Origin of the sequence: Oceanicaulis sp. HTCC2633, assembly GCF_000152745.1 — a bacterium.
Taxonomy (GTDB): Bacteria; Pseudomonadota; Alphaproteobacteria; order Caulobacterales; family Maricaulaceae; genus Oceanicaulis.
The window spans coordinates 2,340,863-2,361,071 of record NZ_CH672428.1 but is presented as its reverse complement, the minus strand read 5'-3'; the positions used below and the strand labels follow the sequence as shown (position 1 = coordinate 2,361,071).

Sequence of the window (20,209 nt, the reverse complement as noted above, 5' to 3'; positions counted from 1 at the left end):
ATGTTGAACCGTTTGATCGCCTTCGCCCTGAGCCAGCGCCTTTTCATTCTGGGCGCAGCTTTCGCGCTCGCCGTCGCGGGCGCCATTGCCGGCCTGCGCTTGCCGATTGATGCCTTCCCTGAAATCGCTCCGACCCAGGTCAAGATTATCCTCAAAGCGCCCGGCATGACTCCGGAAGAGGTCGAGGCCCGGGTGGTCACGCCCTTGGAAATGGAATTGCTGGGCATACCGAACCAGACCGTCATGCGCGCCAAGGCGAAATACGCCATTGCCGACATCACGATTGATTTTGAAGACGGCACGGACGTCTATTGGGCGCGTCAGCAGGTTTCCGAACGCCTGGCCTCTGTGCGGGCCAGCATGCCCGACACTGTGGAGGGCGGGCTGGCGCCGATCTCAACGGCCCTGTCCGAGCTGTATATGTTCACGCTGGAGGGCGGGGGGCTGTCTCTGGAAGAGCGACGCTCCATCCTGGACTGGGTAATCCGACCCAGCCTGCGCACCTTGCCCGGCGTTGCAGATGTCAATGCGCTGGGCGGGCGGGTGCGGACCTTTGAAATAGTGCCCGATGAAGCCGCCATGGCTGCCGCAGGGGTCAGCGTCTCCCAACTGCGCGATGTTCTGCAAGCGAATAACCGCAATGACGGCGCAGGGCGCATCAATGACGGCGAGGAAGCGCTGGTCGTAAGAAGCCTGGGCGCCACGGAAAGCCTTGAAGACATCGCCGCGCTTGTGGTGCGCAGCGATGTCGAGGCGCCGGTCAGGGTGAGCGATATTGCGCAGGTGCGGATTGGTTCGCTGACACGCTATGGGTCTGTGACCAAGGATGGCGAAGGCGAGGCTGTCCAGGGCATTGTCGTGGCGTTGCGCGGTGCAGATGCGCGCGCCGTGGTGAGCCGCGTCCAAGAACGTCTGACCGATCTTGAACAAAGTTTCCCGGACGGATTGCGGGTTGTTCCGTTCTACGACCGCTCGGATCTGATTGAACGGGCGGTGGGCACGGTGTCTGAAGCCCTGCTGATCGCCAGTGCATTGGTTGTGGCCATTCTGGTGTTGTTCCTGGGCAATCTGCGCGCTGCGCTGGTCGTGACGCTGATCCTGCCCTTCTCGGCGCTGATGACGTTTCTGCTGATGCAGATGGTGGGACTTTCCGCCAATTTGATGAGCCTTGGCGGCCTCGCCATCGCCATCGGCATGATTGTGGACGGCGCGATAGTGGTGACGGAAAACACTGTCGAACGCCTGAATGAGCGACAGTCTGAGAACCGGCTTCATACCGTCTATCGCGCCGCGAGCGAGGTAGCGACGCCTACGGCCGCAGGCACGCTGATTATCTGCCTGGTCTTTATTCCCTTGATCTCGTTGCAAGGGCTTGAGGGCAAGCTGTTCTCTCCGGTGGCGCTAACCATCGTGTTTGCGCTGGGCGGCGCCATGCTCTTGGCGATGACGCTGATCCCGGTGCTCGCCGCTTTCACGCTCAAGGCGGGACGCGGCGATGAGGCGTTCATCATGCGCGTCTTGGGGCCGGCTTTTGAATGGTCGCTGGGACGCGCTCTGAAAGCGCCCATCATCATTTATGTAATCACCGCTCTGGGCGTCGGGCTCGCTGCGATCAGTTATCTCAGCGCCGGCAAGATATTCATGCCCACCATGAACGAAGGCGCTGTGGTGATGCAGCTCGCGAGTCTGCCGTCCATCAATCTCGACCAGAGCCAAGCGGATGATTTGCGCATTGAAGCGGCCTTGATCGAGCGCGTGCCGGAAGTGCGCCATGTCATCGCGCGTGTCGGATCGGACGAGCTTGGCCTTGATCCCATGAGCCTGAACGAAAGCGACGCTTTTCTGCAGCTGGCCCCGCGTGAAGACTGGCGCGGGCCGGATACGGACTGGCTGGTCGGGGAAATGAGGGCGGTTCTGGACGATTTTCCCGGCATTGAATCCTCCTTCACCCAACCTATCGAGATGCGCGTGTCCGAGATGCTCACCGGCTCTCGCGGGGATCTGGCGATCAAGATTTTCGGTCCGGACGCAGACACTCTGGCCAGGATCGCCGGGGAGGTGGAAACCGCAGTGGCTGAAGTCGAAGGCGCCGCTGATGTCTTCACCACCTCCAATGATCTGGCGGAGTATCTGCAGGTCTCGATCGATCCGGAACGGGCGGGGCGTTACGGCTTCGACGTCATCAGCACGCAAAATGAGTTGCGCAGTCGTCTGGAAGGTCTGGGCGCTGGCGAGGTCATCGAGCCGGGACGCCGGACGCCGATCATGATCCGATCCGATCGGCGTTATCGTGACACGCCCTGGGGGTTCGAGGATTTGCGCATCGCTGCGCCAGATGGCGGCGAGGTGCGGCTGAGCGATATCGCCCGTGTTGAACGAGCCGAGGGACTGGCGGTCGTCGACCGTGAGAACGGGTCACGCTATGCCGTGGTGCAGGCATTTGTGTCAGGCCGGGACCTTGTGGGCTTTGTCGAGGATGCACAGACAGCGGTCGAGGCGTTGGGGGCGTTGCCGGCCGGCTATCGGATTGAATGGGGCGGTGAGTTCGAGAACCAGCGTCGGGCGGCGGCGCGCCTGAGCCTGATGGTGCCCGTCGCGCTGGTGCTGATCTTCATCGTCCTCTTCGTGACGCTGCGCTCGGTGCGCCAGTCGCTGTTGATCCTGGCCAATATCCCTTTCGCGCTGGTGGGCGGCGTCATCGCATTGCGTCTGTCCGGGGAATACCTCTCGGTTCCCGCTTCTGTCGGTTTCATCGCACTTTTGGGCATCGCGGTGTTGAATGGCCTCGTGCTGATTACCCATTTCAATGATCTGCGCGCTCAGGGCAGGGCTGTTGAAGAGATCGTCCTGAAAGGGACGCGACGACGCCTGCGCCCTGTTTTGATGACAGCGACAACCGCCGCTTTCGGCCTGGCGCCTTTGTTGTTCGCCTCGGGCCCCGGGGCCGAGATCCAGCGCCCTCTGGCTGTGGTTGTCATTGGGGGGCTCGTCTCCTCCACACTTCTGACCCTTTACCTCCTGCCTCTGCTCTATCGCCGTTTCGGCGTTGAGACGGGTCTGGACGTCGAACCTACGGAGGTCGCCCGATGGGTCCGTCCCTATGCAAGCTAAGCCTTGTCTGTCCACGCGACATCAAAACAGCCCTGGCTGACATTCTGGATGATCTGACAGACGCCGTCCCCGGCTACACCATGCTGCCCTGTGAAGGGCGGGGTGCTGACATGCATCTCGCCAGCGCGGGCGAACGCGTGCGCGGCGCGATGCAGGCCGTGCAGTTCCTGATGATCCTGCCGCGCGGAGACGTTGAGACCATTCTCGATACAGTCGCTGCGCGCTGTCCGCGTCGACAAATCGCTTACTGGATTGAACCTGTTGAAGAGTTTGGACGACTGATATGAGCTATGCCTTTCCCGCCCTGTTGCTCGTCGGTGCATTGTTCCTATCGCCGCTGGCTCAGGCCCAGTCTGCAGAAGAGCAGGTGCGCGCTGCATTGGAGGCGGCGCCTTCGGTTGCGGTCGCCCGATCAGAGCGGGAGGTCGCCTTGGCTCGGGCCGAGCAGCGCGATATCGGCGAGTATGAAACCAGTCTCGATGCAGGCTTCGCCCGGCGTCAGGCCGAATCCGCTTCTGACACCAGTGAGTGGCAGGTGGGCGTGACGCGCAGTTTTCGGTGGCCCCAGAAACGCCGCCTGGACCATGAGCTGGCCCGCACGGAAATGGCTATGGCGGATGCGTCCTATGAGGCGGCCTGGCAAGGCGAAGCGCTTGAATGGGTCAGTCTCTGGGGCCAGTGGGATCAGGCGCGCGCTCTGGAAGCGATCATGGCCCGTCGGCTCGAGGATGCCCGCGCGCGACGCGACGCAGAAGCGATCAGGGTCGATCAGAACCGGGGGCGGGGTGTCGATCTTGACCGATTGGAACGCGATCTGTCCCTGGCCGCCGCAGCCCTGCAGGGCGCGCAAACGGACCAAGAACTCACCCGTTTGGCGCTTGAGGCGCGTTTCCCGGGCACAGCGCGTCCAGAACTGGGGCAAGGGCTGCTCTCTGAAACATGCACGCTTTCACAAGACACCGAAGGCGCTCTGTCCGCCATATTGGCGGCGAACCCGCAATTGCATGTCGCGCGTCTGGAGCTGAACCATGCTGAGTTGATGCGTCAACGCGCTGAATATGACCGGCGAGCGGACCTTCAACTTGGTCTTCAGGTCTTCAGTGAACAAGATGGTCGTGAGACCGGCGTGGGCGTTGGCGTGTCCTTGCCGATTACAGGCGGGCTGAGAGCCGCGCGTCTTTCTGAGGCGGCCAGCGCCCAAGGCGGGCGGGTCGCAAGTCTCGCTGTGGCTGAGGCGGCTATCCGTCGTCAGGCGCTGGAGCTGATTGCCCGCACTATCCGCAGTGAGCGCCAGGTGGAGCAGACGCGGGAGGCTGTCACCGCGGCGGAACGGGTTCTGGCTCGGCTGGAACGCGGGCGCGATCTGGAAGCGGTGACGGTTCTCGACACGCTCGAAGCTCGTAGCGCTTTTTGGGGCGCTCGTGAGGCGGAAATCGCGGCAAGTTCGGACAGGCTCAAAACTCAATTGCTGACCGCCATTCGTTTAGGATGCATTCTAAGTGTCGATGGCTGAATCATCACTTCATCAATACCTAAGCTGATGGGGCCTACTGCCGGTTCATCCCGGAAGCTGACTTAGCAGATAGCGGGCGTTATTTAGTTTGACGTGTTGCAGCACAAGAGAAGAGCTTTCTTACGAATAATCGTTCTTGAATTAGGCATATTTCCGGATGCGCTAAGCGTGAAATCCCAACTTCATACATGGCCTTCTCTTGAAAATTATGAGCTGGGTGATGCTGCTGCGCTGAGGCAATCGCCTAGTAGCGATTGTATCAAGCCGAAGGACTGCCCCTACAATTGAAGAAGCTTATTTTTGCGACTTTCACATATGAAAGATCGCCAGATAGCGATTAATAATTATGTAGTTAGCAGCGTTCTGAGCCCCAAGCGGAATGCAAGCCTTCATTTGCCCAAAATGAATACCATGCTATCATGGTTCCATGCCATGGGGGGGGGCAATATGCCAATTGCGTCATCAACGGAGCACGAAGAGAACCTTCAAATCTCCGTTCCTCACTCCACGAAGAAAAGCCTGAAAATACGATCGGCGGAAACTGGCGATCCTATGAGGGTGATCGTCCTGAAAGCCCTTGCTGCCGCTGGTATTGAGGTTCCTGAAGAGGAGCTGAAGGATCGGAGGAAGGTAAAATGACGACTGCGAGCACCACGACAGAGGCCCAAGTGGGCCATCACCTTACAACGAAACCGAGTGCCACTGTCGTCGACCTGTTTTGCGGTGCCGGCGGTCTGTCGCACGGCTTTCACTCTGAAGGATTCGACATCGTCGGAGGTATCGATACCGACGAAGCGTGCCGATATGCTTTTGAGCACAACAATGATGCGCCATTCATCAGACGCGACGTTGCGAAATTAACAGGGCCAGAAATCGAAGGATTGTTCATTCCGGGCAAACGTCGTGTTTTGGTGGGCTGCGCGCCTTGTCAGCCGTTCTCGACATACAACCAGAAAAACGACGATCCGAAGTGGAAGCTGCTTTCGTATTTCGGCGATCTTATCGATCAGGTTCGACCTGACGTCGTTTCCATGGAGAACGTCCCACGACTTCTGAACTTCAAAGAAGGTGCCGTCTTTCGGCAGTTCGTGGGGCGCCTCGAAGCGGCCGGCTATCACGTCGTCTGGAAAGTTCTCTACGGCCCAGATTTCGGCCTAGCGCAAACGAGACACAGACTGGTCCTATTGGCGTCTCAGGTAGGCCCTATCGCACTGCCTGTGCCTACGCACGAGGATAGACCACGCACGGTCAGGGACGAAATCGGTGCTTTACCACCGCTCGGCCATGGCGAAGCGAATGACGTTGACCCGCTTCATTGCTCTAGTCGCTTGTCGGAAATTAACGTCCGCAGAATCAGCGCGTCCAAGCCTGGAGGAACGTGGAGGGATTGGGACGACGACCTGATCGCCAAGTGCCATAAAGCAGAAACAGGTCGAGGCTATTCTTCAGTCTATGGACGCATGAAGTGGGACGAACCGTCACCTACAATCACCACACAGTTCTTCGGCTTCGGCAATGGTCGTTTCGGCCATCCCGAACAGCCGAGGGCGTTGTCGTTGCGCGAGGGAGCGATGCTGCAAGGGTTTCCTCGTGACTACGAGTTCGTGCCCCCTGGAGAACGGATTCAATTCAAGGCCGTTGGTCGGTTGATCGGAAATGCCGTGCCCGTCAAGCTGGCGGCAGCTATCGCGCGCGCGGTGCGGACGCATTTGGAGAATGTGGGATGACGGAGCCACGGGAACTGGTCATGACGATCAGCCTCAATGCGTTGGAGCACTTGGGGATCAATCTTTATAGCAACATTCCTGCGGTTCTATCGGAAGTCGTCGCCAACGCATGGGATGCTGACGCAAAGAAGGTTCAGGTCACGATCGACAAGGTGGCCGAGACCATCACCATTGAAGATGACGGCACGGGGATGGATCGCGATGGCGTCATCGACCGCTTCTTGACGGTAGGATTTAAACGGCGCGACGAGCTAGGAGATGTCACGGCTCTTGGGCGAAAGCCAATGGGACGCAAGGGCATCGGGAAACTGTCCATCTTCTCTGTCGCTCAGGTGGCCGAAGTCTTCACGACGCTGGACGGCGACCGAACCGCCTTTCGCATGGACAGGGAAGTCATACGGAAGGCGATCGCCGGCAAGGGAGACAATACCTACAAGCCAGATGAACTGACCGACTGGCCTTCCGACTTACAGGCCGGCACAAGAATCGTGTTGTCGAAGATCTCCAAGTCCTTGTCAGGAATGACGGTCGAAGGGTTGAAGCGAAGGGTTGCTCGCCGGTTTTCGGTAATTGGGCCGAAGAACAATTTCGTCGTAGAGATCAACGGCAACGCGGTCGGCCCGGATGACCGTGGTTATCACAACGCGCTCCAATACCTTTGGACGTATGGGGATCAGAATACATTCGCCAGTTCATGCAGCAACCTAGAACGGCCTGCAGAGCCGAGACTGACCGCCATCAACGACGAATTGAATAAGGCAGGCATCAGCCTCACGGGTTGGATCGGGACGGTCTCCAGTCCAAGCCAGCTTAAAGATGAGGAGGGCGACAATCTCAACAGGGTCGCGATTTTCATGCGCGGGAAGATGGCCCAAGAGGACATTCTTGATATTTTCGGTCAGAAGGAAATTTACGCCGACTACGTCATTGGCGAGCTTCATTGCGAAGAATTGGATGTCGACGAGAAAGGTGACATTGCGACGAGTAGCCGCCAATCACTCAAGGAAGACGATCCGCGCTTCGAGGCGCTGCGCCGCATCGTTCTGTCCGAACTTCGTTATATCGCAAGCCGCTGGAGTGATTGGCGGCGGAGCGATGGAGCCAAGGTCGCGATGACTGTGCCAGCAGTGTCGAATTGGCTCAGCAGCCTAAAAGGCGACACGAAGAAGAAAGCCGAGCGTTGGATTGGCCGGCTCAACACGATTCGCTCGCAAGGCGATACGGACAAAAAAGAGCTGCTCAAGGCGTCGATACTTGCCTTTGAGAGCTATCGACGCAAGGAAGAATTGGATCGTCTGGATGACATCAAAGACGAATCCATGGAGCAAATTCTTGATATATTCAAGAATATAGATGACTTAGAACTCAGCTACTACGGTCAAATTGTAAAGCTTAGAATCGGGGTTGTTCGAGCGCTTCAGGAAAAACTCAAGCAAAATGATAAAGAATTGGTCTTAAGGGATTATATATTCGAGCATCTTTGGCTCCTTGATCCATCTTGGGAGCGAGCAAAGGGCACGGAGCACGCTGAGACGCTCATAAACAAGTTTCTCAAAGAGGACTCAGCAGCCTTGAAGGGCAATGAGAAGACAGGCCGTATTGACATTGGCTATCGGACAGCGGGAGGCAAGCACGTCATCATTGAGCTAAAGCGTGCTTCCGTTTCTGTACCACTAGACGATTTGACTAAGCAGGTTCGGAAGTATCGCGATGGTGCGAGACGATTGCTGCGCACCACAGATTATGCCGGCTGGCCCATTGAAATCATTTGTCTAATCGGAAAACCCCCACCGGAATGGGACGATGTCGATGGCACAGGGCCGCAAGGTGTAATCGATGCGCTGAAAAACGTAGATGCCCGGATCGTTTTTTACGACCAACTCCTCACCAATTCACAGCGCGCGTATGCCGATTATCTGACGGAGCACGTAAAGGTCGATAAGCTTTGGGGGGTGTTCGAAGCTATCGATAACTTCTCCCCTCCTGACAAGGAATGAGCGCCGAGATCAATCCTACACAAAGTCGTATAATGTGAGCGCATTGCGTACCCGTCACCGCTGTGAGCACCCGAACTTTCACCACGAGCTAATGTCCGCTTTTGCGCCAAAGCGGACTCTTATGTGCCATCGCATTGGGTAGTTTAACAAACAGCGCCTTTAACTACCTTTATTGGGTTGCGCGCATGCACCCAATCTCTTTCCCAGCCACGAATTGTGAAGCAGGCAAATCAGTTTCAAGCTGATAAAAAATGCAGCGAGAAAGCTGTTTTTCTTGCAATTTTAAAAAATTTGAAGTATAAAGACAAAATGAATGCACGGGGTGCATTTCTCTCCGAAAATTTAGCTTGATTTTAGCACACATCGCACGTGCGCGACATCACGTGTGCTTAATGATGCTGTTCAAGTTAAGAGCAGGCCGTGTTTAGCCTGCCCAGGTTTCGGTAAATCGTCCGCAGCATGACAATTCGCTTTCAATGCAGCGCATCGTACATGCTGACAAAATCCCACCAAAAATCTTAGCACCAAAATCTATGACCACCGGTCATCGATCCAGTGTGCTCATAACTCGCAAGAGAGAAATATGAAAATTATAGGCTACCAATACCCTGATGAGGGCCACGTCCTCGCTTCGCTACAACCCCACCTCTGGGATAAGCTGAACCCCCGCCGGAAACCTGAGTGGATCACGGGGCGCAAGGTCACCGCAGATCAGCCGGTGCCTACCATAATTAGGGAGTCGGGCGGCGTATACCGTAGGTTCCTTACAGTTTCAGGGTTGCCCGGGTTAAATGTAATGCCGCGGCTGAACACAGACATCGATGTGCACAATCAGAAGCGCGGCATTCTGCCGATAGCCAGCTTCGTCTATGACCATTTGAGCCGCAAACCCTCTGACCCTTACAGGACAGTAAGGCCGGGCAATGGGCGAGATGTCTTTTACATCGCCGGAACCTACGACCTTAAACCTGGCTCTATGGAACCAGATTGTTTCTACCCGAAATTGGTTCGCTCAAGTGACGGCCTCGGACACGTAAGCTATTGGGAGCCCCTCTTCATCGATCCACACCAAGCACAGCAATGGCTTAACCCATGGCACAACCCGGATTTCGACCTCAAAGGCCGAGCATTTGGGTTTTTCCAGTTCGGTAAGACTGAGCAGTTCGCCTAAACCTGGGACAGCACGCATAAGGGCACTGCAACAGAGATAGGCTCAAACAGCCTTATCTCTCAATCAGCAAGCCTTTTGAGGGATCATAGACGAAGTCGTCTCTGCTCCCTTCCCTGAACTTCTCAATACCCTGGTCGATCACAAACAGTGGTACCTGGAACCACTCGCGCGGCTCAACGGGATTTCCAAACCGATCCGGGATGGAAATCTCGAGCCGAGCGGGCTCAAAGACGCGGTGCATCAAGCGCTCGAACTTCTTGCGATTGATGTTGAACAACTCATAGGTCGCGACGACTTCGACCTCTGCCAATAGAGAGGTCGCACCAGCGATACGCGCCTCCTCGCTGCCTCACGTCACGCCGATCTTGTGGAGCACCTCACGGTTCTCTGCGACCACTGGATTGGTCGACTTGCTGCGTAGGACATAGATTATTCCGCTCGCGAGATCCTCTTCCTCCAGAGCGTCACCAAATAGGGGGCCGGCCGTTCGATCTGTAATGCGCCGGCTGGTCTCGTCCTTATAGATTGCGCGCTAAAGTGACCGGAAAAGCAAACTGTTTTCGCCCTCATTTGATCAAATCACGCGCAAACGGCCGTACATCTATCCATGCGGCAGCCAGATGCGCGCTCCATGGCGGTTCACGAGCTCATTTCCAGAACGCTTTCGCTCCGTCAACGCGGCGCTGACAGAACGAAAAATAGCAACCTTTTCAATTAATTGACTTGACTCTAGTCCGCTCCCCAGCACACGATATCATCGTTGCCGCCTCACCTGGAAAGACACTTCTAAGGTGAGCTGCTTCATGAAAGGACGGCTCACTCAAATCCGGTCTTCACCTCCACGCGGTTTAGCTCATTGCGTCTGGACAGGGCTGAGAAACACGAACAGCGAGATCATTTCCCAATGACTGACCAAGTCGATATTTCGCACTGGCGGATGATTGTAAAATCCTTGGGCAAGGCTCTGCAGGATCGCAAAGTTGAGCTGTCAGAGGATGATCTGGCTTACGTCGCTCGGTTCTTCCTGGAGCATCTTGAAAGCCGATCTTTGCATGTGGTTCCGGCGACCCCGAGCAAACGGATGCTCGAGGCGTCCATGAATGCGCTAAGCGCCTCCAATCGACCGACCGTCCGGAACATCGGCACCAAGCGCAAGCATCGCTGGCGCCTTGCTGCCTCACTGAAGGCCGCCCCGAGCTGGCGCGAAGGCGCAAGGGCGGAAGGTTATATGCCCCTCAGCCCAAGCGCGGCTGCGGACTAGCGCAGCCGGCGCTTCCGCCGCACGCCCTGCCCTCAACTTACCAATACCACAACGGCCTCCGGCGGCAGCACGCGTATTACCGGAATTGTCCGGGTTACTGGAGGCTCAGCAATGCGAGCTTTCCACTCAGCATCCGTCAGATGCCGTTCGTTCCAGACATAACCCGTATCCGCACTGCGCACATTGATACAACGGGTCAATGCCTGGTCCTGGAGGTAGGCTACGGCATTGCGAGCACGATGGGCAGGGGAACGATCTGCAACCACTCCCTGACTTTCATCCTCTTCCGCCAACGCCTCCACTATGACATCCATGGATACCGGAACGTCAGCTTCATCGAGCAAGCGACCAATGATCTCCAGGTCTGACCGCACCGTATCCAGGCGCGTATCCTCCCATTGCAGCTCGTATGAGAAGGTCCAAACGAAGTTCGCGTTATCAAGTTCGAACATCGGCCGATGTCCATTCTTCGTAACGCGATCGGTGCTCAAATCGGACAAGTCGATCAAATTGGCGATCGGCCCTTCAACCGTCACCCTTAAATCACCAGAGCCTCGACCATCTTTCTGAGGGCCAATGGGTGTCAGTACAATGCGACTGACGAGCCCGCGCAGCAGTTCTTTAGCGCGAGCCGCCTCCGCCTCATCCGCTTGGAGGTTTGCACTGAGCTCATCGATTGTGTCTGAGATTGCAGCGATAATCTCATCGGTCTCACCAATAGGCACAGGTGGCGGCGTGCGCTGGATCTGGGTTTCCAATTGTCGCTTTTCTGCGCCAAGTTGATCCAGCTTTTTGATTAGCATTTGGCTCGCATATACAGATTCGCTCGCGTTAGAGAGCTGGTCGGTCAGGTTGCTGATACGAGCTTCGACATCCTGAAGAGCGGCGGTCTGGCTCTCGAGTTTTTCGGCTTGGTCCGCATGCGCGCGCTGGACTTCATCGCGGAACGCATCAAGCGCTGGCCCGAGCACTGCCGTGTCCAGGATATGCTGCTTGATTTTTTGAAAGACGGTTTCTTCAACGGCTTCACGGAAAACTCGCCGCGTATTTGTACAGATACCCTTATCACGCCGCCCAGTACACAGATACTTCCCACCAGACACGATCGCTGTTGAGCCGCACTCGCCACAGAACACCATGCCACTGAATGCGAAGCGATTGCGCTTTTTTCGGAAGAATGGCCGATCCAGATGTTCTGCGAGACGCGCCTGATTTCGATCCCAGAGCTCTTGATCGATGATCCTAAGCTCCGGGTGATCCGATATCAGTCTTTCAGTTTCGGACTTGAACGTCATTTTTACTTCGCCCTTGCGGAAGCGACGGTGCGTTTTCCTGAACTGAAATTGTCCGATGTAAATTGGATTTCTAAGAATCCCGATCCCACCCTGGCGATTGCCAAGGAGAGCGCCTGGCCTCCAGAGTTTACCTTTGGGACTCGGAACGCCTTCAGCATTCAGGGTCTTGCAAATCTCGAACGTGGTTCGTCCTGCGTCGAACTCATGGTGAATTCTCTGAACAATTTCAGCCTTATCAGGGTCTATTTCACGGAGGCCATTAATGGGCTCTCCTCGATCATCGAATTTTGCCACCTTGCGATAACCGTAAGCCACTGAGCCTGACATACGCCCTTGGCTAATAGCGAGCTCTTGGCCGCGTTTGGATTTCGCAACGTTCTGCTTGATGAACTGCTGGTTCTGTACGGCTTTAAAGGCGAGTTCGATGTCAGAGACGACACCCCCACTGACCGTACACAGCACCACTTCGAGCTCTTCGAGCTGCTTTGCGATAAAATGCATATCAGCTGCATCGCGACTGGCACGGTCAATATCCTCGACAAGGAGCACATCGAACTCACCCAATTCGGCAGCCTGCAGCATCTTGAACAAACCAGCACGGCCGTGGGTTGTGGTACCAGATCGTTCGGCATCGCTATAGCGCCCAACCTCCCGCCAGCCACGTTCAGAGGCGTAATTCGCACAAAGGCGCTCTTGGCCATCAATTGAGTTCTGGTTCTGCCTGTCAGTCGAGTAACGGCTGTAGAACGCGACCCGACTGCCGCTTGGCGGCATGCTTTGCATAGAACCTATTCCTTCTGGGGTTCATCGCCATTTGCGGAGACGACATAAGTCCTCGCTGATAGGCGAGCTATTGAGACTGATAGCGGCATCAGACTCGCAGCGAGCGGATCCATAGACCTGCTCAATTCAGCCTCTTGGCGCTGACGACGGTTTCGTTGAAGCGTTGTGAGGATGTGGTGACTGCTGAGTTCGAGTTCGGATGCCATTGTTTTTGTCTCCGTGCTTTTCATTGAGAAATTCTATTTTCTCGATGAAAAGTCGTCAACTTAGATTTTGATACGTATCATCCTTCTGCTAACTGCTTAGCGTCTCAAAAGCGAGTGAGGGTTTGGCGCCTGTGATTTTTCAATTCGAACAGAGCATCCACGGGCCGGCACGTATCGCCGAGATGACTGGACTCTCTATGGACGGACAGAGGAACTGGCGACTGCGCGGCCACCTCCCGCCCAGCGACGGCCCGAGAGGGAAAATGACAAGTTCGGCAGTCGCAGCCTTGGCAGTCCGTTCGCTTGCTGCTGATCTAGGCGTTCCCGCCAAGGAGAGTGCCTCTTTAGGCGAAACAGCAGGACCAAGCGTTCTCTACTCAGCGCTCTTAAACTTTCCTCAAGCCGCTATTCAGCTGATCGGATCCCCCCACAAAAAGAAAGCATTCTGGCAGGAATTCGAAGGCAGTACGGATCATGCCGGGTTCATCTCCGGGCTCGAACCTCAACAACCATCGTCGGCGATATGCTGGCACGACAACGATTCACCCAGATTTCTACAAACGCCAAACTCAGGCCTCGTTGAAGGCTTTGACGTGACTTTTCGCCAAATCAGCCTTCCAGGGGTGGGGGCGAGGCTTGTGCGGTTTGCAGGGCAGCCGCTTTTTACCGTCCACATTTCAGACGATTAACTTAATCGAGGAATGGACACTCAGACGTAGAGACGCGTTTTTGGGCTTCGACCCACTCCAAAAGGTCAACGATATCGTAAGCGACACGGCGCCCGATCTTGACGAAGCGAGGCCCGCCACCAGTAAGGCGAAGTTTGTTTAAATAGCTGGCGCTGAGATTGAAACGTTCGGCGACTTGCGCCGTGTTGAGCAAAATGGGGGGTGAGACAGTCATTGATCATCCTATTCCTTGCAATCGCAGGCAACGCGATCGGCAGAGAGGAAATAAGCTCAATTTTCAGCCTCTTATTATCCCTTCAATAAACTGGCTTAGGTATTTCCCGGACATGCTCCAAATGGGGCACTAGCTTTTTTTCGGCGGACGCCCTGGCTTACCCTTACGGCTCCGAGCCATAAAACGACCCTCATCTTCCCACTCTACAAATTTGTTACGAAAGTGCTCGTACCCGGGGAGTGAGGCAGAGAGCTCCCCATTACGTTGGGCCTCAATAATGGCGTTATAAATCTTCTCGATCCCTAGGTTGCGCATTGTCGGCATGTTTTCTTCAAGCCAACTGATAGCGGCACCATACCAACGGGCTTCCGCTTCCTCTCTACGAAGCTGCCCCTCAAATTTGCCTTTGAGCTGGCGAATTTCTTGAGTTTGGTCCCACCGTTCAACGTGGGATGCGAAACGACGCGCTACAAACTCTGCTGAAACTGCACCTGCATCGTACGACGCTCTTAGCGAATCCAGAACAAAGTCTCTGGCGGAACCACTCTCAAAAGTCTCTCTGACTACTTCTAGGGAGCGCAAAAGCGCACTCACAGCAAGGGCCCAGTGAATAGGGGCTCCCGGAGGAAAATGTTCATAGAATTTGGGGTTAGATTTTACACTTCCCCAAGTATCACTGACCGGCTTTTGAAAGGTCTCACCTTCTGTTAGAATCGCGCGTGCGATCGTATAAAGCGGATCTCCTGGGAAATGAGCCGCTATACGAGCGCCTTTCGGCACATACGCCCAACATAATGCCTCACTCCGCCAAACCCACGCTAAAGCCAGCTTCTGGGATGCATTGCCAAAGCTAGGGAAATTATAAGCTTGGAAAATGGTATTGATCGCATCTGAAGCTTCGGCGCGACCCTCCACGCTCTGAAAGTCTGCGAACTCCCATTGTTGATACATCAATTGTAAAACTTGGACGCCATCAGCATCGGCGTTGAGATGAGCGCCTACCTGGTCAAAGCCCTTCCCCATGACCAGCCTGTCAGATCGCGAGCGAACCTGTTTGAAATCGTCCAGCAACCAGCCATACTCGCCATTATTTAGAGACAGTTCCGCCCCAGGCGGTGGTGGCATCTTCAGCGTTGTTTCTACAGCAGTACGTGTCTCATGCCATTCAGCATCAAACTCGTCCTCGCGACCGATCAGGACCCTGGGTGCGTCGTCATCCATTCAATCGTTCTCTTTGAGCAATCAGTCGATAGCTTGGGAAGTTAAGCTGTCTTGATGAAGCCGTGCTCAATGTCACTTTCCAGCGAGCGCTGCAGCGGCAGCGTCTGAAGTTGCTTGCGCGGCCTGTCTGACGGGGTCGTCAGCCAAGTGAGCATACTGAGCCGTAGTTTTAACATCCTTATGTCCGAGCAACTTGCCAATCAGAGGCAGAGACTGTCCGCCAGCGGCTGCAAGGCTGGCATATGTGTGCCGCAAGTCGTGCAGCCTCACCTCCGGCAAACCCGCCTGTTCACGCACTCGATTCCAAACCTTTGGCGTACCGACATAGTGTCGATGAGCCTCTCTCGGGTTTTCTATGAGCTGGCGCTCAGCTGGAAAGACAAAAGGTGATGTCGGTTCCCGTTCGACACCCTGAAGCACTTCCAGCGCGGCCGGCCCGATAGGAACCACTTTTGCACCAGTCTTGGAGTCCTGAAGCAACAAGCGACTTCCAGAGACATCAACCTCACTCCATCGCAAACCCTCGATTTCGCTTTTTCGCGCACCCGTTAGAATTAAGAGCCGAATGACCGCACGCCCTTTAGCGCTAAGGTCCTGCTGCAGAAGCGCTGCGCCTACACGAGCTAGTTCTTCAGATGATAGATATCGTTGTGAGCTGCCGTCCTTAAAACGCTTCACGCCATGGACCGGGTTGTCGGTGCGCATTTTTCGCTTCATCGCGAATGTGAATATCGCCCCCAGAAGACCTGTCGTTCTCGTGGCTGTGCCTTTACCCCCACGGGCAACAGGATCGGTGCGACGCCGGGACTCTGATCCTTTAACTGCAGTCTTTCCATCCGCCACGTCTCGAATAAAGCGCTCAATATCGGCAGATGTCACAGCAGAGATGGACTGCTTGCCAAGCAGTGGTTTTATGTGGCGCTCGATCCTTAACCGGTCAGTCGCAAGAGTTGACTCTTTTTTCGTCGTTGCGCCCTCAGTAAGATAAAGATCACAAAGCTGGGAGACCGTAAGCTCGGTTCTGGCACGGTTTCGCTCTTCGCGCGGATCCACACCCAATTGAGCCTGACCAAGGAGACGTTTCGCCTCGGTCCTGGCCTCATCAGGTGTCAGTTTTCCATGCTGCCCAATCGTGTATTCCTGCCAAGGAGCACCTCGCCCACCGTGCCCGAGACGATAGCCGATTATGTATACCTTCTTCCCCTTGGGAGACACTCGAAGTCCGAACCCGGAAAGGTCACTATCCCAAAGCCTGTATGAAGAGGGTCCCGGTACAGCTGCATCGATCGTACGTTTTGAAAGTCTCACTTTGCCCGCTGACATAACCACCTCAAATATCCAGCACATTTCCAGCACAGTGCGGGTAAATTGCGGGAAACCCGCAGACACCCCATGCTAACTACCAGACTTATCTGTATGTGATTAATGGGCTCGATGGTAGGGAGGGAAACTCAGGGAAACACTCTTCCCTTGCCCTCCGAAGGCAGAGGTCTGAGGTTCGAATCCTCATGGGTGCGCCATTTTCCCGGAATATTCTCGTTGAATGTGCGGACGGGCGTTCGCCCAATCGAGCCCTCGAGGCGCGGCGTCAGATCTCCTTCTCTTGTCCGGGGACATATTTGCAAGCATTGGCGGACCCACTCGCGGACCCGCCCGACCCTGTCCCGAGCCTGAAATCCGGCCCGCCCCGCGCCGCCGGAGTTGTTGAAATTGTGCAGGTGCGGTAAACCCTGTGACAGGCACAGCGTGAGGGGGATCAGATGCGCGTAGCGATGATCGGGACTGGATATGTGGGTCTGGTTTCGGGGGCGTGTTTTGCTGATTTTGGTCACCATGTGACCTGCATCGACAAGAATTCGGAGAAGATCGATCAGCTTCGCTCGGGCGGGGTTCCGATCTACGAGCCGGGCCTTGATCTTCTGATCGAGCGCAATGTGCGCGAGGGTCGGCTGGATTTCGAGACGGATCTGACCGATGCGGTGAAGGCGGCGGATGTGGTGTTCATCGCGGTGGGCACGCCGTCGCGGCGGGGCGATGGTCATGCGGATCTGAGCTATGTGTACGCGGCGGCTGAAGAGATCGCGCGCTCCATGGACGGGTTCACGGTTGTGGTGACCAAGTCCACCGTGCCGGTCGGGACGGGCGACGAGGTTGAGGCGGTGATCCGCAAGACCCGTCCGGATGCGCAGTTCGCGGTGGTGTCCAATCCCGAATTCCTGCGCGAGGGCGCGGCGATCGAGGACTTCAAGCGCCCTGACCGTGTCGTCGTGGGCGTTGAGAACGACACCGCGCGCGAGGTGATGCGCGAGCTCTATCGTCCGCTGTTTCTCAACGAGACCCCGATCGTGTTCACGGCGCGGCGCACGTCGGAGCTGATCAAGTACGCGGCGAACGCGTTCCTGGCGATGAAGATCACCTTCATCAACGAGATGGCGGATCTGTGCGAGGCGGTGGGCGCGGACGTGCAGCAGGTGGCCAAGGGGATCGGCCTGGACAACCGGATCGGCAACAAGTTCCTGCATGCCGGTCCGGGCTATGGCGGCTCGTGCTTCCCGAAAGACACGCTGGCGCTGACGCGCACGGCGCAGGAGCATGACAGCCCGGTGCGTCTGGTGGAGACGGTGGTCGACATCAATGACCGGCGCAAGGCGGCGATGGCGGACAAGGTCATCAAGGCATGCGACGGCGATGTGTCGGGCAAGACGGTGGCGGTGCTGGGGCTGACCTTCAAGCCCAATACCGACGACATGCGCGATGCGCCCTCGCTCGACATCATTCCCGCGCTCCAGAAGGCGGGGGCGAGGATCAAGGCGTATGACCCGGCCGGCGCGCTGGAGGCGGAGAAGCTTCTGAGCGATGTGGAGATGACCTCGGGCGCCTATCTGTGTGCGGAGGATGCGGACGTTCTGGTGATCATCACCGAATGGAACGAGTTCCGCGCGCTCGATCTCGATCGTGTGAAGGAGTCCATGAAGGGCTCCATCCTCGTGGACCTGCGCAATATCTACGACCCCGCAGACATGAAGGGCCGCGGCTTCAATTATGTCAGCGTGGGGCGATAGGTCATGAGCACGCCCGTCCTGGTCACCGGCGCCGCCGGCTTTATCGGCATGCACGTCGCCCAGCGCTTGCTCGAACGGGGTGAGCGTGTGGTGGGAGTCGACAACTACAACGACTACTACGATCCCGGCCTGAAGGAGGCGCGCGCGGCCGAGCTGTCCCAGCATACGGCCTTCGAGATGGTGCGCGGAGACATTGCCGACCACGCCATGATCGGCGCGCTGGTGAAGCAGCATGGCGTGAAGCGGATCGTCCATCTCGCCGCCCAGGCGGGGGTGCGCTATTCGCTGGAGAACCCGTTCGCCTATGAGCGCTCCAACCTCGCCGGGCACCTGTCTTTGCTGGAGGCGGCGCGCCATAACGGCGTCACCCACATGGTCTACGCCTCCTCGAGCTCGGTCTATGGCGACCGCCCGCTCGACGGCAAGTGCTTCAGCGAGGACGACCCCACCGTCACCCCGGTCTCGCTCTACGCCGCCACCAAGCGTTCGTGCGAGCTCCTGAGCCAGAGCTATGCGCATCTTTACGGCTTCCCGCTGTCCGGCCTGCGCTTCTTCACGGTCTATGGCCCCTGGGGCCGGCCGGACATGGCGTATTTCAAGTTCAGCCAGATGATGGCGCGCGGCCAGGCCATCGAGGTCTATGGCGAAGGCAAGATGGCGCGCGACTTCACCTATATCGACGACATCGTGGACGGCGTGATCGGCGTTCTGGACAACCCGCCCCCCACCGGCGGGCACGAGGTCTACAATATCGGCGACAGCCATCCGGTCGGCCTGATGGACATGATATCCACGCTGGAACAGGCCCTGGGCCTTGAGGCGGAGAAGATCATGCGCCCCATGCAGCCCGGCGACGTCACCGCCACCTATGCCGATGTGAGCAAGCTGCGCGCCCTGACCGGCTACAAGCCCAAAGTCATGCTGGCCGAGGGGCTTGAGCGTTTCGCCGCCTGGTGGAAGGCCTATTACGGCCACTAGACCCCGCCGGTTATCCCCGCCCAAACACCCGGAGCCCGGCCCGCCGCGCCCCGGCCATGACCGTCGCGGCCCGCCGCTCCGCGCCAGCCCCTGTCCGCGGGCGCCCGCATTGCGCCTAGGCTTTCAGCGCTCACCCAAGCCAAGCTGAAAGGCCTTGCCATGACCCAAGCTGTCCCCGCCTAACGCGCCACCGACCCGCTGCGCCGCGCCGCCAACCTCGCCCTCACCCCCGGCCAGACGACCGACCTGCCCTTTGAAAGCCGCGCCGTGCTGCTGGGCCTGGGCGGCGATCTCAGCGTCACCCTCGCGGGCGGCGACAGCCTGACCCTGCCCGCCCTGCGCGAGGGCGTGCTCTACCCCCTCGCCCTCACCCATATCCATGAGGCCGGCACCACCGCGGCCAGCATCACGGTGCTGGCATGATCGGCTTCGGGCCCGAACTGCTCAGCGGCGCCCCGGCCGACGGGCCGGTGCGGCTCGATGTGAACGGGCTGCGCCCCGATCTGTGGCCGCGCAATGGCGTCAGGGTCGAGCCCGATCCGCTGCCCGCCCCCTTCACGCCCGCCCGCCTCATCAATACGGGCGGGGAGACCTGGCATCGCTGCAATGTCGAACTGAAACGACCGCTGAGGATCGGGGAGACGGTGTGGATCCGCGTCCGCACGGCGGACGGGACCAGCCAGAACCGCCGGATCGGCCCGATGGGTCCGGGCAGCCTTGCGAGCCTCCTCACCGGACCGCTCTCCAATCTGGAGGTCACCCGCGAACAGATCGGCCCCCTGACCCTTGTCTCCAACACCGCCCTGCCGGACGGCAGCGCCGACCTGGTGCTGAGGTATGAGTGTCAGGCGGAGGGGGTGGAGTTTATCGCGGTTGGGCCGGAGACAAATATTATTGGAAGGCACCTAACAGTTTACTATCTCGTCGCCCAATCCGCCTAAAAATGAAATTCAATCATGATTGAATTACTCCTATTATTTT

17 protein-coding genes are annotated in these 20,209 nt (G+C 57.2%); 12 read left to right on the top strand and 5 right to left on the bottom strand.

Annotated elements, in window-relative coordinates:
• The 7 genes from OA2633_RS11265 to OA2633_RS11240 all read left to right on the top strand — a co-directional run bounded on the left by OA2633_RS11265 (nt 1) and on the right by OA2633_RS11240 (nt 9,519).
• Nucleotides 1-3,111, top strand: a complete 3,111-nt coding sequence (locus OA2633_RS11265) for an efflux RND transporter permease subunit (protein WP_009802677.1) — start codon at nt 1-3, stop codon at nt 3,109-3,111.
• A complete protein-coding gene (locus OA2633_RS15900; RefSeq protein WP_009802676.1) occupies nt 3,087-3,398 on the top strand; it encodes a DUF3240 family protein in 312 nt (103 codons plus the stop codon). The genes OA2633_RS11265 and OA2633_RS15900 overlap by 25 nt, the downstream gene beginning before the upstream one ends.
• Nucleotides 3,395-4,624 (top strand): TolC family protein, encoded by a 1,230-nt coding sequence (locus tag OA2633_RS11260; protein ID WP_009802675.1) that lies wholly within the window; start codon nt 3,395-3,397, stop codon nt 4,622-4,624. Before OA2633_RS15900 ends, OA2633_RS11260 begins: the two co-directional genes overlap by 4 nt.
• Nucleotides 4,625-4,939: 315 nt before the next feature.
• Nucleotides 4,940-5,263: a hypothetical protein gene (locus tag OA2633_RS15505; RefSeq protein WP_009802674.1), complete on the top strand. Its 324-nt coding sequence runs from the start codon at nt 4,940-4,942 to the stop codon at nt 5,261-5,263.
• Nucleotides 5,260-6,351 carry a DNA cytosine methyltransferase gene (locus tag OA2633_RS11250; RefSeq protein WP_009802673.1) on the top strand — a complete coding sequence of 364 codons (1,092 nt, stop codon included), beginning with the start codon at nt 5,260-5,262 and terminating at the stop codon, nt 6,349-6,351. The genes OA2633_RS15505 and OA2633_RS11250 overlap by 4 nt, the downstream gene beginning before the upstream one ends.
• Nucleotides 6,352-6,371: 20 nt before the next feature.
• The gene (locus tag OA2633_RS11245; protein ID WP_206740505.1) at nt 6,372-8,348 is read left to right on the top strand and encodes an ATP-binding protein; all 1,977 of its coding nucleotides are present in this window, start codon (nt 6,372-6,374) and stop codon (nt 8,346-8,348) included.
• A gap of 583 nt (nt 8,349-8,931) precedes the next feature.
• Nucleotides 8,932-9,519, top strand: a complete 588-nt coding sequence (locus OA2633_RS11240) for a hypothetical protein (RefSeq protein ID WP_009802671.1) — start codon at nt 8,932-8,934, stop codon at nt 9,517-9,519.
• Nucleotides 9,520-9,571: 52 nt separating this feature from the next.
• Here OA2633_RS11240 and OA2633_RS16400 read toward each other — a convergent pair whose 3' ends face one another.
• Nucleotides 9,572-9,829 carry a GIY-YIG nuclease family protein gene (locus OA2633_RS16400; protein ID WP_009802670.1) on the bottom strand — a complete coding sequence of 86 codons (258 nt, stop codon included), beginning with the start codon at nt 9,827-9,829 and terminating at the stop codon, nt 9,572-9,574.
• 594 nt (nt 9,830-10,423) lie between these two features.
• Here OA2633_RS16400 and OA2633_RS11230 point away from each other — a divergent pair.
• Entirely contained in the window at nt 10,424-10,780 is a 357-nt protein-coding gene (locus tag OA2633_RS11230) for a hypothetical protein (RefSeq protein WP_009802669.1), read from the top strand.
• A 32-nt stretch (nt 10,781-10,812) separates the two neighbouring features.
• On the opposite strand, the gene OA2633_RS15890 is transcribed toward OA2633_RS11230, so the two are convergent.
• The 4 genes from OA2633_RS15890 to OA2633_RS15880 all read right to left on the bottom strand — a co-directional run bounded on the left by OA2633_RS15890 (nt 10,813) and on the right by OA2633_RS15880 (nt 16,511).
• Nucleotides 10,813-12,858 (bottom strand): recombinase family protein, encoded by a 2,046-nt coding sequence (locus OA2633_RS15890; RefSeq protein ID WP_009802668.1) that lies wholly within the window; start codon nt 12,856-12,858, stop codon nt 10,813-10,815.
• Nucleotides 12,859-13,754: 896 nt separating this feature from the next.
• Entirely contained in the window at nt 13,755-13,967 is a 213-nt protein-coding gene (locus OA2633_RS16740; protein ID WP_083783262.1) for a helix-turn-helix domain-containing protein, read from the bottom strand.
• 129 nt (nt 13,968-14,096) lie between these two features.
• Entirely contained in the window at nt 14,097-15,188 is a 1,092-nt protein-coding gene (locus tag OA2633_RS11210; RefSeq protein ID WP_009802667.1) for a hypothetical protein, read from the bottom strand.
• A 72-nt stretch (nt 15,189-15,260) separates the two neighbouring features.
• Nucleotides 15,261-16,511: a site-specific integrase gene (locus OA2633_RS15880; RefSeq protein WP_083783261.1), complete on the bottom strand. Its 1,251-nt coding sequence runs from the start codon at nt 16,509-16,511 to the stop codon at nt 15,261-15,263.
• Nucleotides 16,512-16,948: 437 nt separating this feature from the next.
• Between OA2633_RS15880 and OA2633_RS11200 the strand changes: the two genes are divergently transcribed.
• The 4 genes from OA2633_RS11200 to OA2633_RS11190 all read left to right on the top strand — a co-directional run bounded on the left by OA2633_RS11200 (nt 16,949) and on the right by OA2633_RS11190 (nt 20,169).
• On the top strand, nt 16,949-18,250 hold the full coding sequence (locus OA2633_RS11200; RefSeq protein ID WP_009802665.1) for a UDP-glucose/GDP-mannose dehydrogenase family protein: 1,302 nt from the start codon (nt 16,949-16,951) through the stop codon (nt 18,248-18,250).
• Nucleotides 18,251-18,253: 3 nt separating this feature from the next.
• On the top strand, nt 18,254-19,228 hold the full coding sequence (locus OA2633_RS11195) for an SDR family NAD(P)-dependent oxidoreductase (protein ID WP_009802664.1): 975 nt from the start codon (nt 18,254-18,256) through the stop codon (nt 19,226-19,228).
• A 267-nt stretch (nt 19,229-19,495) separates the two neighbouring features.
• Nucleotides 19,496-19,651 (top strand): hypothetical protein, encoded by a 156-nt coding sequence (locus OA2633_RS16155; RefSeq protein ID WP_009802663.1) that lies wholly within the window; start codon nt 19,496-19,498, stop codon nt 19,649-19,651.
• The gene (locus OA2633_RS11190) at nt 19,648-20,169 is read left to right on the top strand and encodes a hypothetical protein (RefSeq protein ID WP_009802662.1); all 522 of its coding nucleotides are present in this window, start codon (nt 19,648-19,650) and stop codon (nt 20,167-20,169) included. The genes OA2633_RS16155 and OA2633_RS11190 overlap by 4 nt, the downstream gene beginning before the upstream one ends.
• Nucleotides 20,170-20,209 lie beyond the last annotated feature (40 nt).

What these genes read in the sequence shown, in the direction of transcription:
- OA2633_RS11265 (WP_009802677.1), top strand. Translation starts at nt 1, where the DNA reads ATGTTGAACCGTTTGATCGCCTTCGCCCTGAGCCAGCGCCTTTTCATT.
- OA2633_RS15900 (WP_009802676.1), top strand. Translation starts at nt 3,087, where the DNA reads ATGGGTCCGTCCCTATGCAAGCTAAGCCTTGTCTGTCCACGCGACATC.
- OA2633_RS11260 (WP_009802675.1), top strand. Translation starts at nt 3,395, where the DNA reads ATGAGCTATGCCTTTCCCGCCCTGTTGCTCGTCGGTGCATTGTTCCTA.
- OA2633_RS15505 (WP_009802674.1), top strand. Translation starts at nt 4,940, where the DNA reads ATGAAAGATCGCCAGATAGCGATTAATAATTATGTAGTTAGCAGCGTT.
- OA2633_RS11250 (WP_009802673.1), top strand. Translation starts at nt 5,260, where the DNA reads ATGACGACTGCGAGCACCACGACAGAGGCCCAAGTGGGCCATCACCTT.
- OA2633_RS11245 (WP_206740505.1), top strand. Translation starts at nt 6,372, where the DNA reads ATGACGATCAGCCTCAATGCGTTGGAGCACTTGGGGATCAATCTTTAT.
- OA2633_RS11240 (WP_009802671.1), top strand. Translation starts at nt 8,932, where the DNA reads ATGAAAATTATAGGCTACCAATACCCTGATGAGGGCCACGTCCTCGCT.
- OA2633_RS11230 (WP_009802669.1), top strand. Translation starts at nt 10,424, where the DNA reads ATGACTGACCAAGTCGATATTTCGCACTGGCGGATGATTGTAAAATCC.
- OA2633_RS15890 (WP_009802668.1), bottom strand. Translation starts at nt 12,858, where the DNA reads ATGCAAAGCATGCCGCCAAGCGGCAGTCGGGTCGCGTTCTACAGCCGT.
- OA2633_RS16740 (WP_083783262.1), bottom strand. Translation starts at nt 13,967, where the DNA reads ATGACTGTCTCACCCCCCATTTTGCTCAACACGGCGCAAGTCGCCGAA.
- OA2633_RS11210 (WP_009802667.1), bottom strand. Translation starts at nt 15,188, where the DNA reads ATGGATGACGACGCACCCAGGGTCCTGATCGGTCGCGAGGACGAGTTT.
- OA2633_RS15880 (WP_083783261.1), bottom strand. Translation starts at nt 16,511, where the DNA reads ATGTCAGCGGGCAAAGTGAGACTTTCAAAACGTACGATCGATGCAGCT.
- OA2633_RS11200 (WP_009802665.1), top strand. Translation starts at nt 16,949, where the DNA reads ATGCGCGTAGCGATGATCGGGACTGGATATGTGGGTCTGGTTTCGGGG.
- OA2633_RS11195 (WP_009802664.1), top strand. Translation starts at nt 18,254, where the DNA reads ATGAGCACGCCCGTCCTGGTCACCGGCGCCGCCGGCTTTATCGGCATG.
- OA2633_RS11190 (WP_009802662.1), top strand. Translation starts at nt 19,648, where the DNA reads ATGATCGGCTTCGGGCCCGAACTGCTCAGCGGCGCCCCGGCCGACGGG.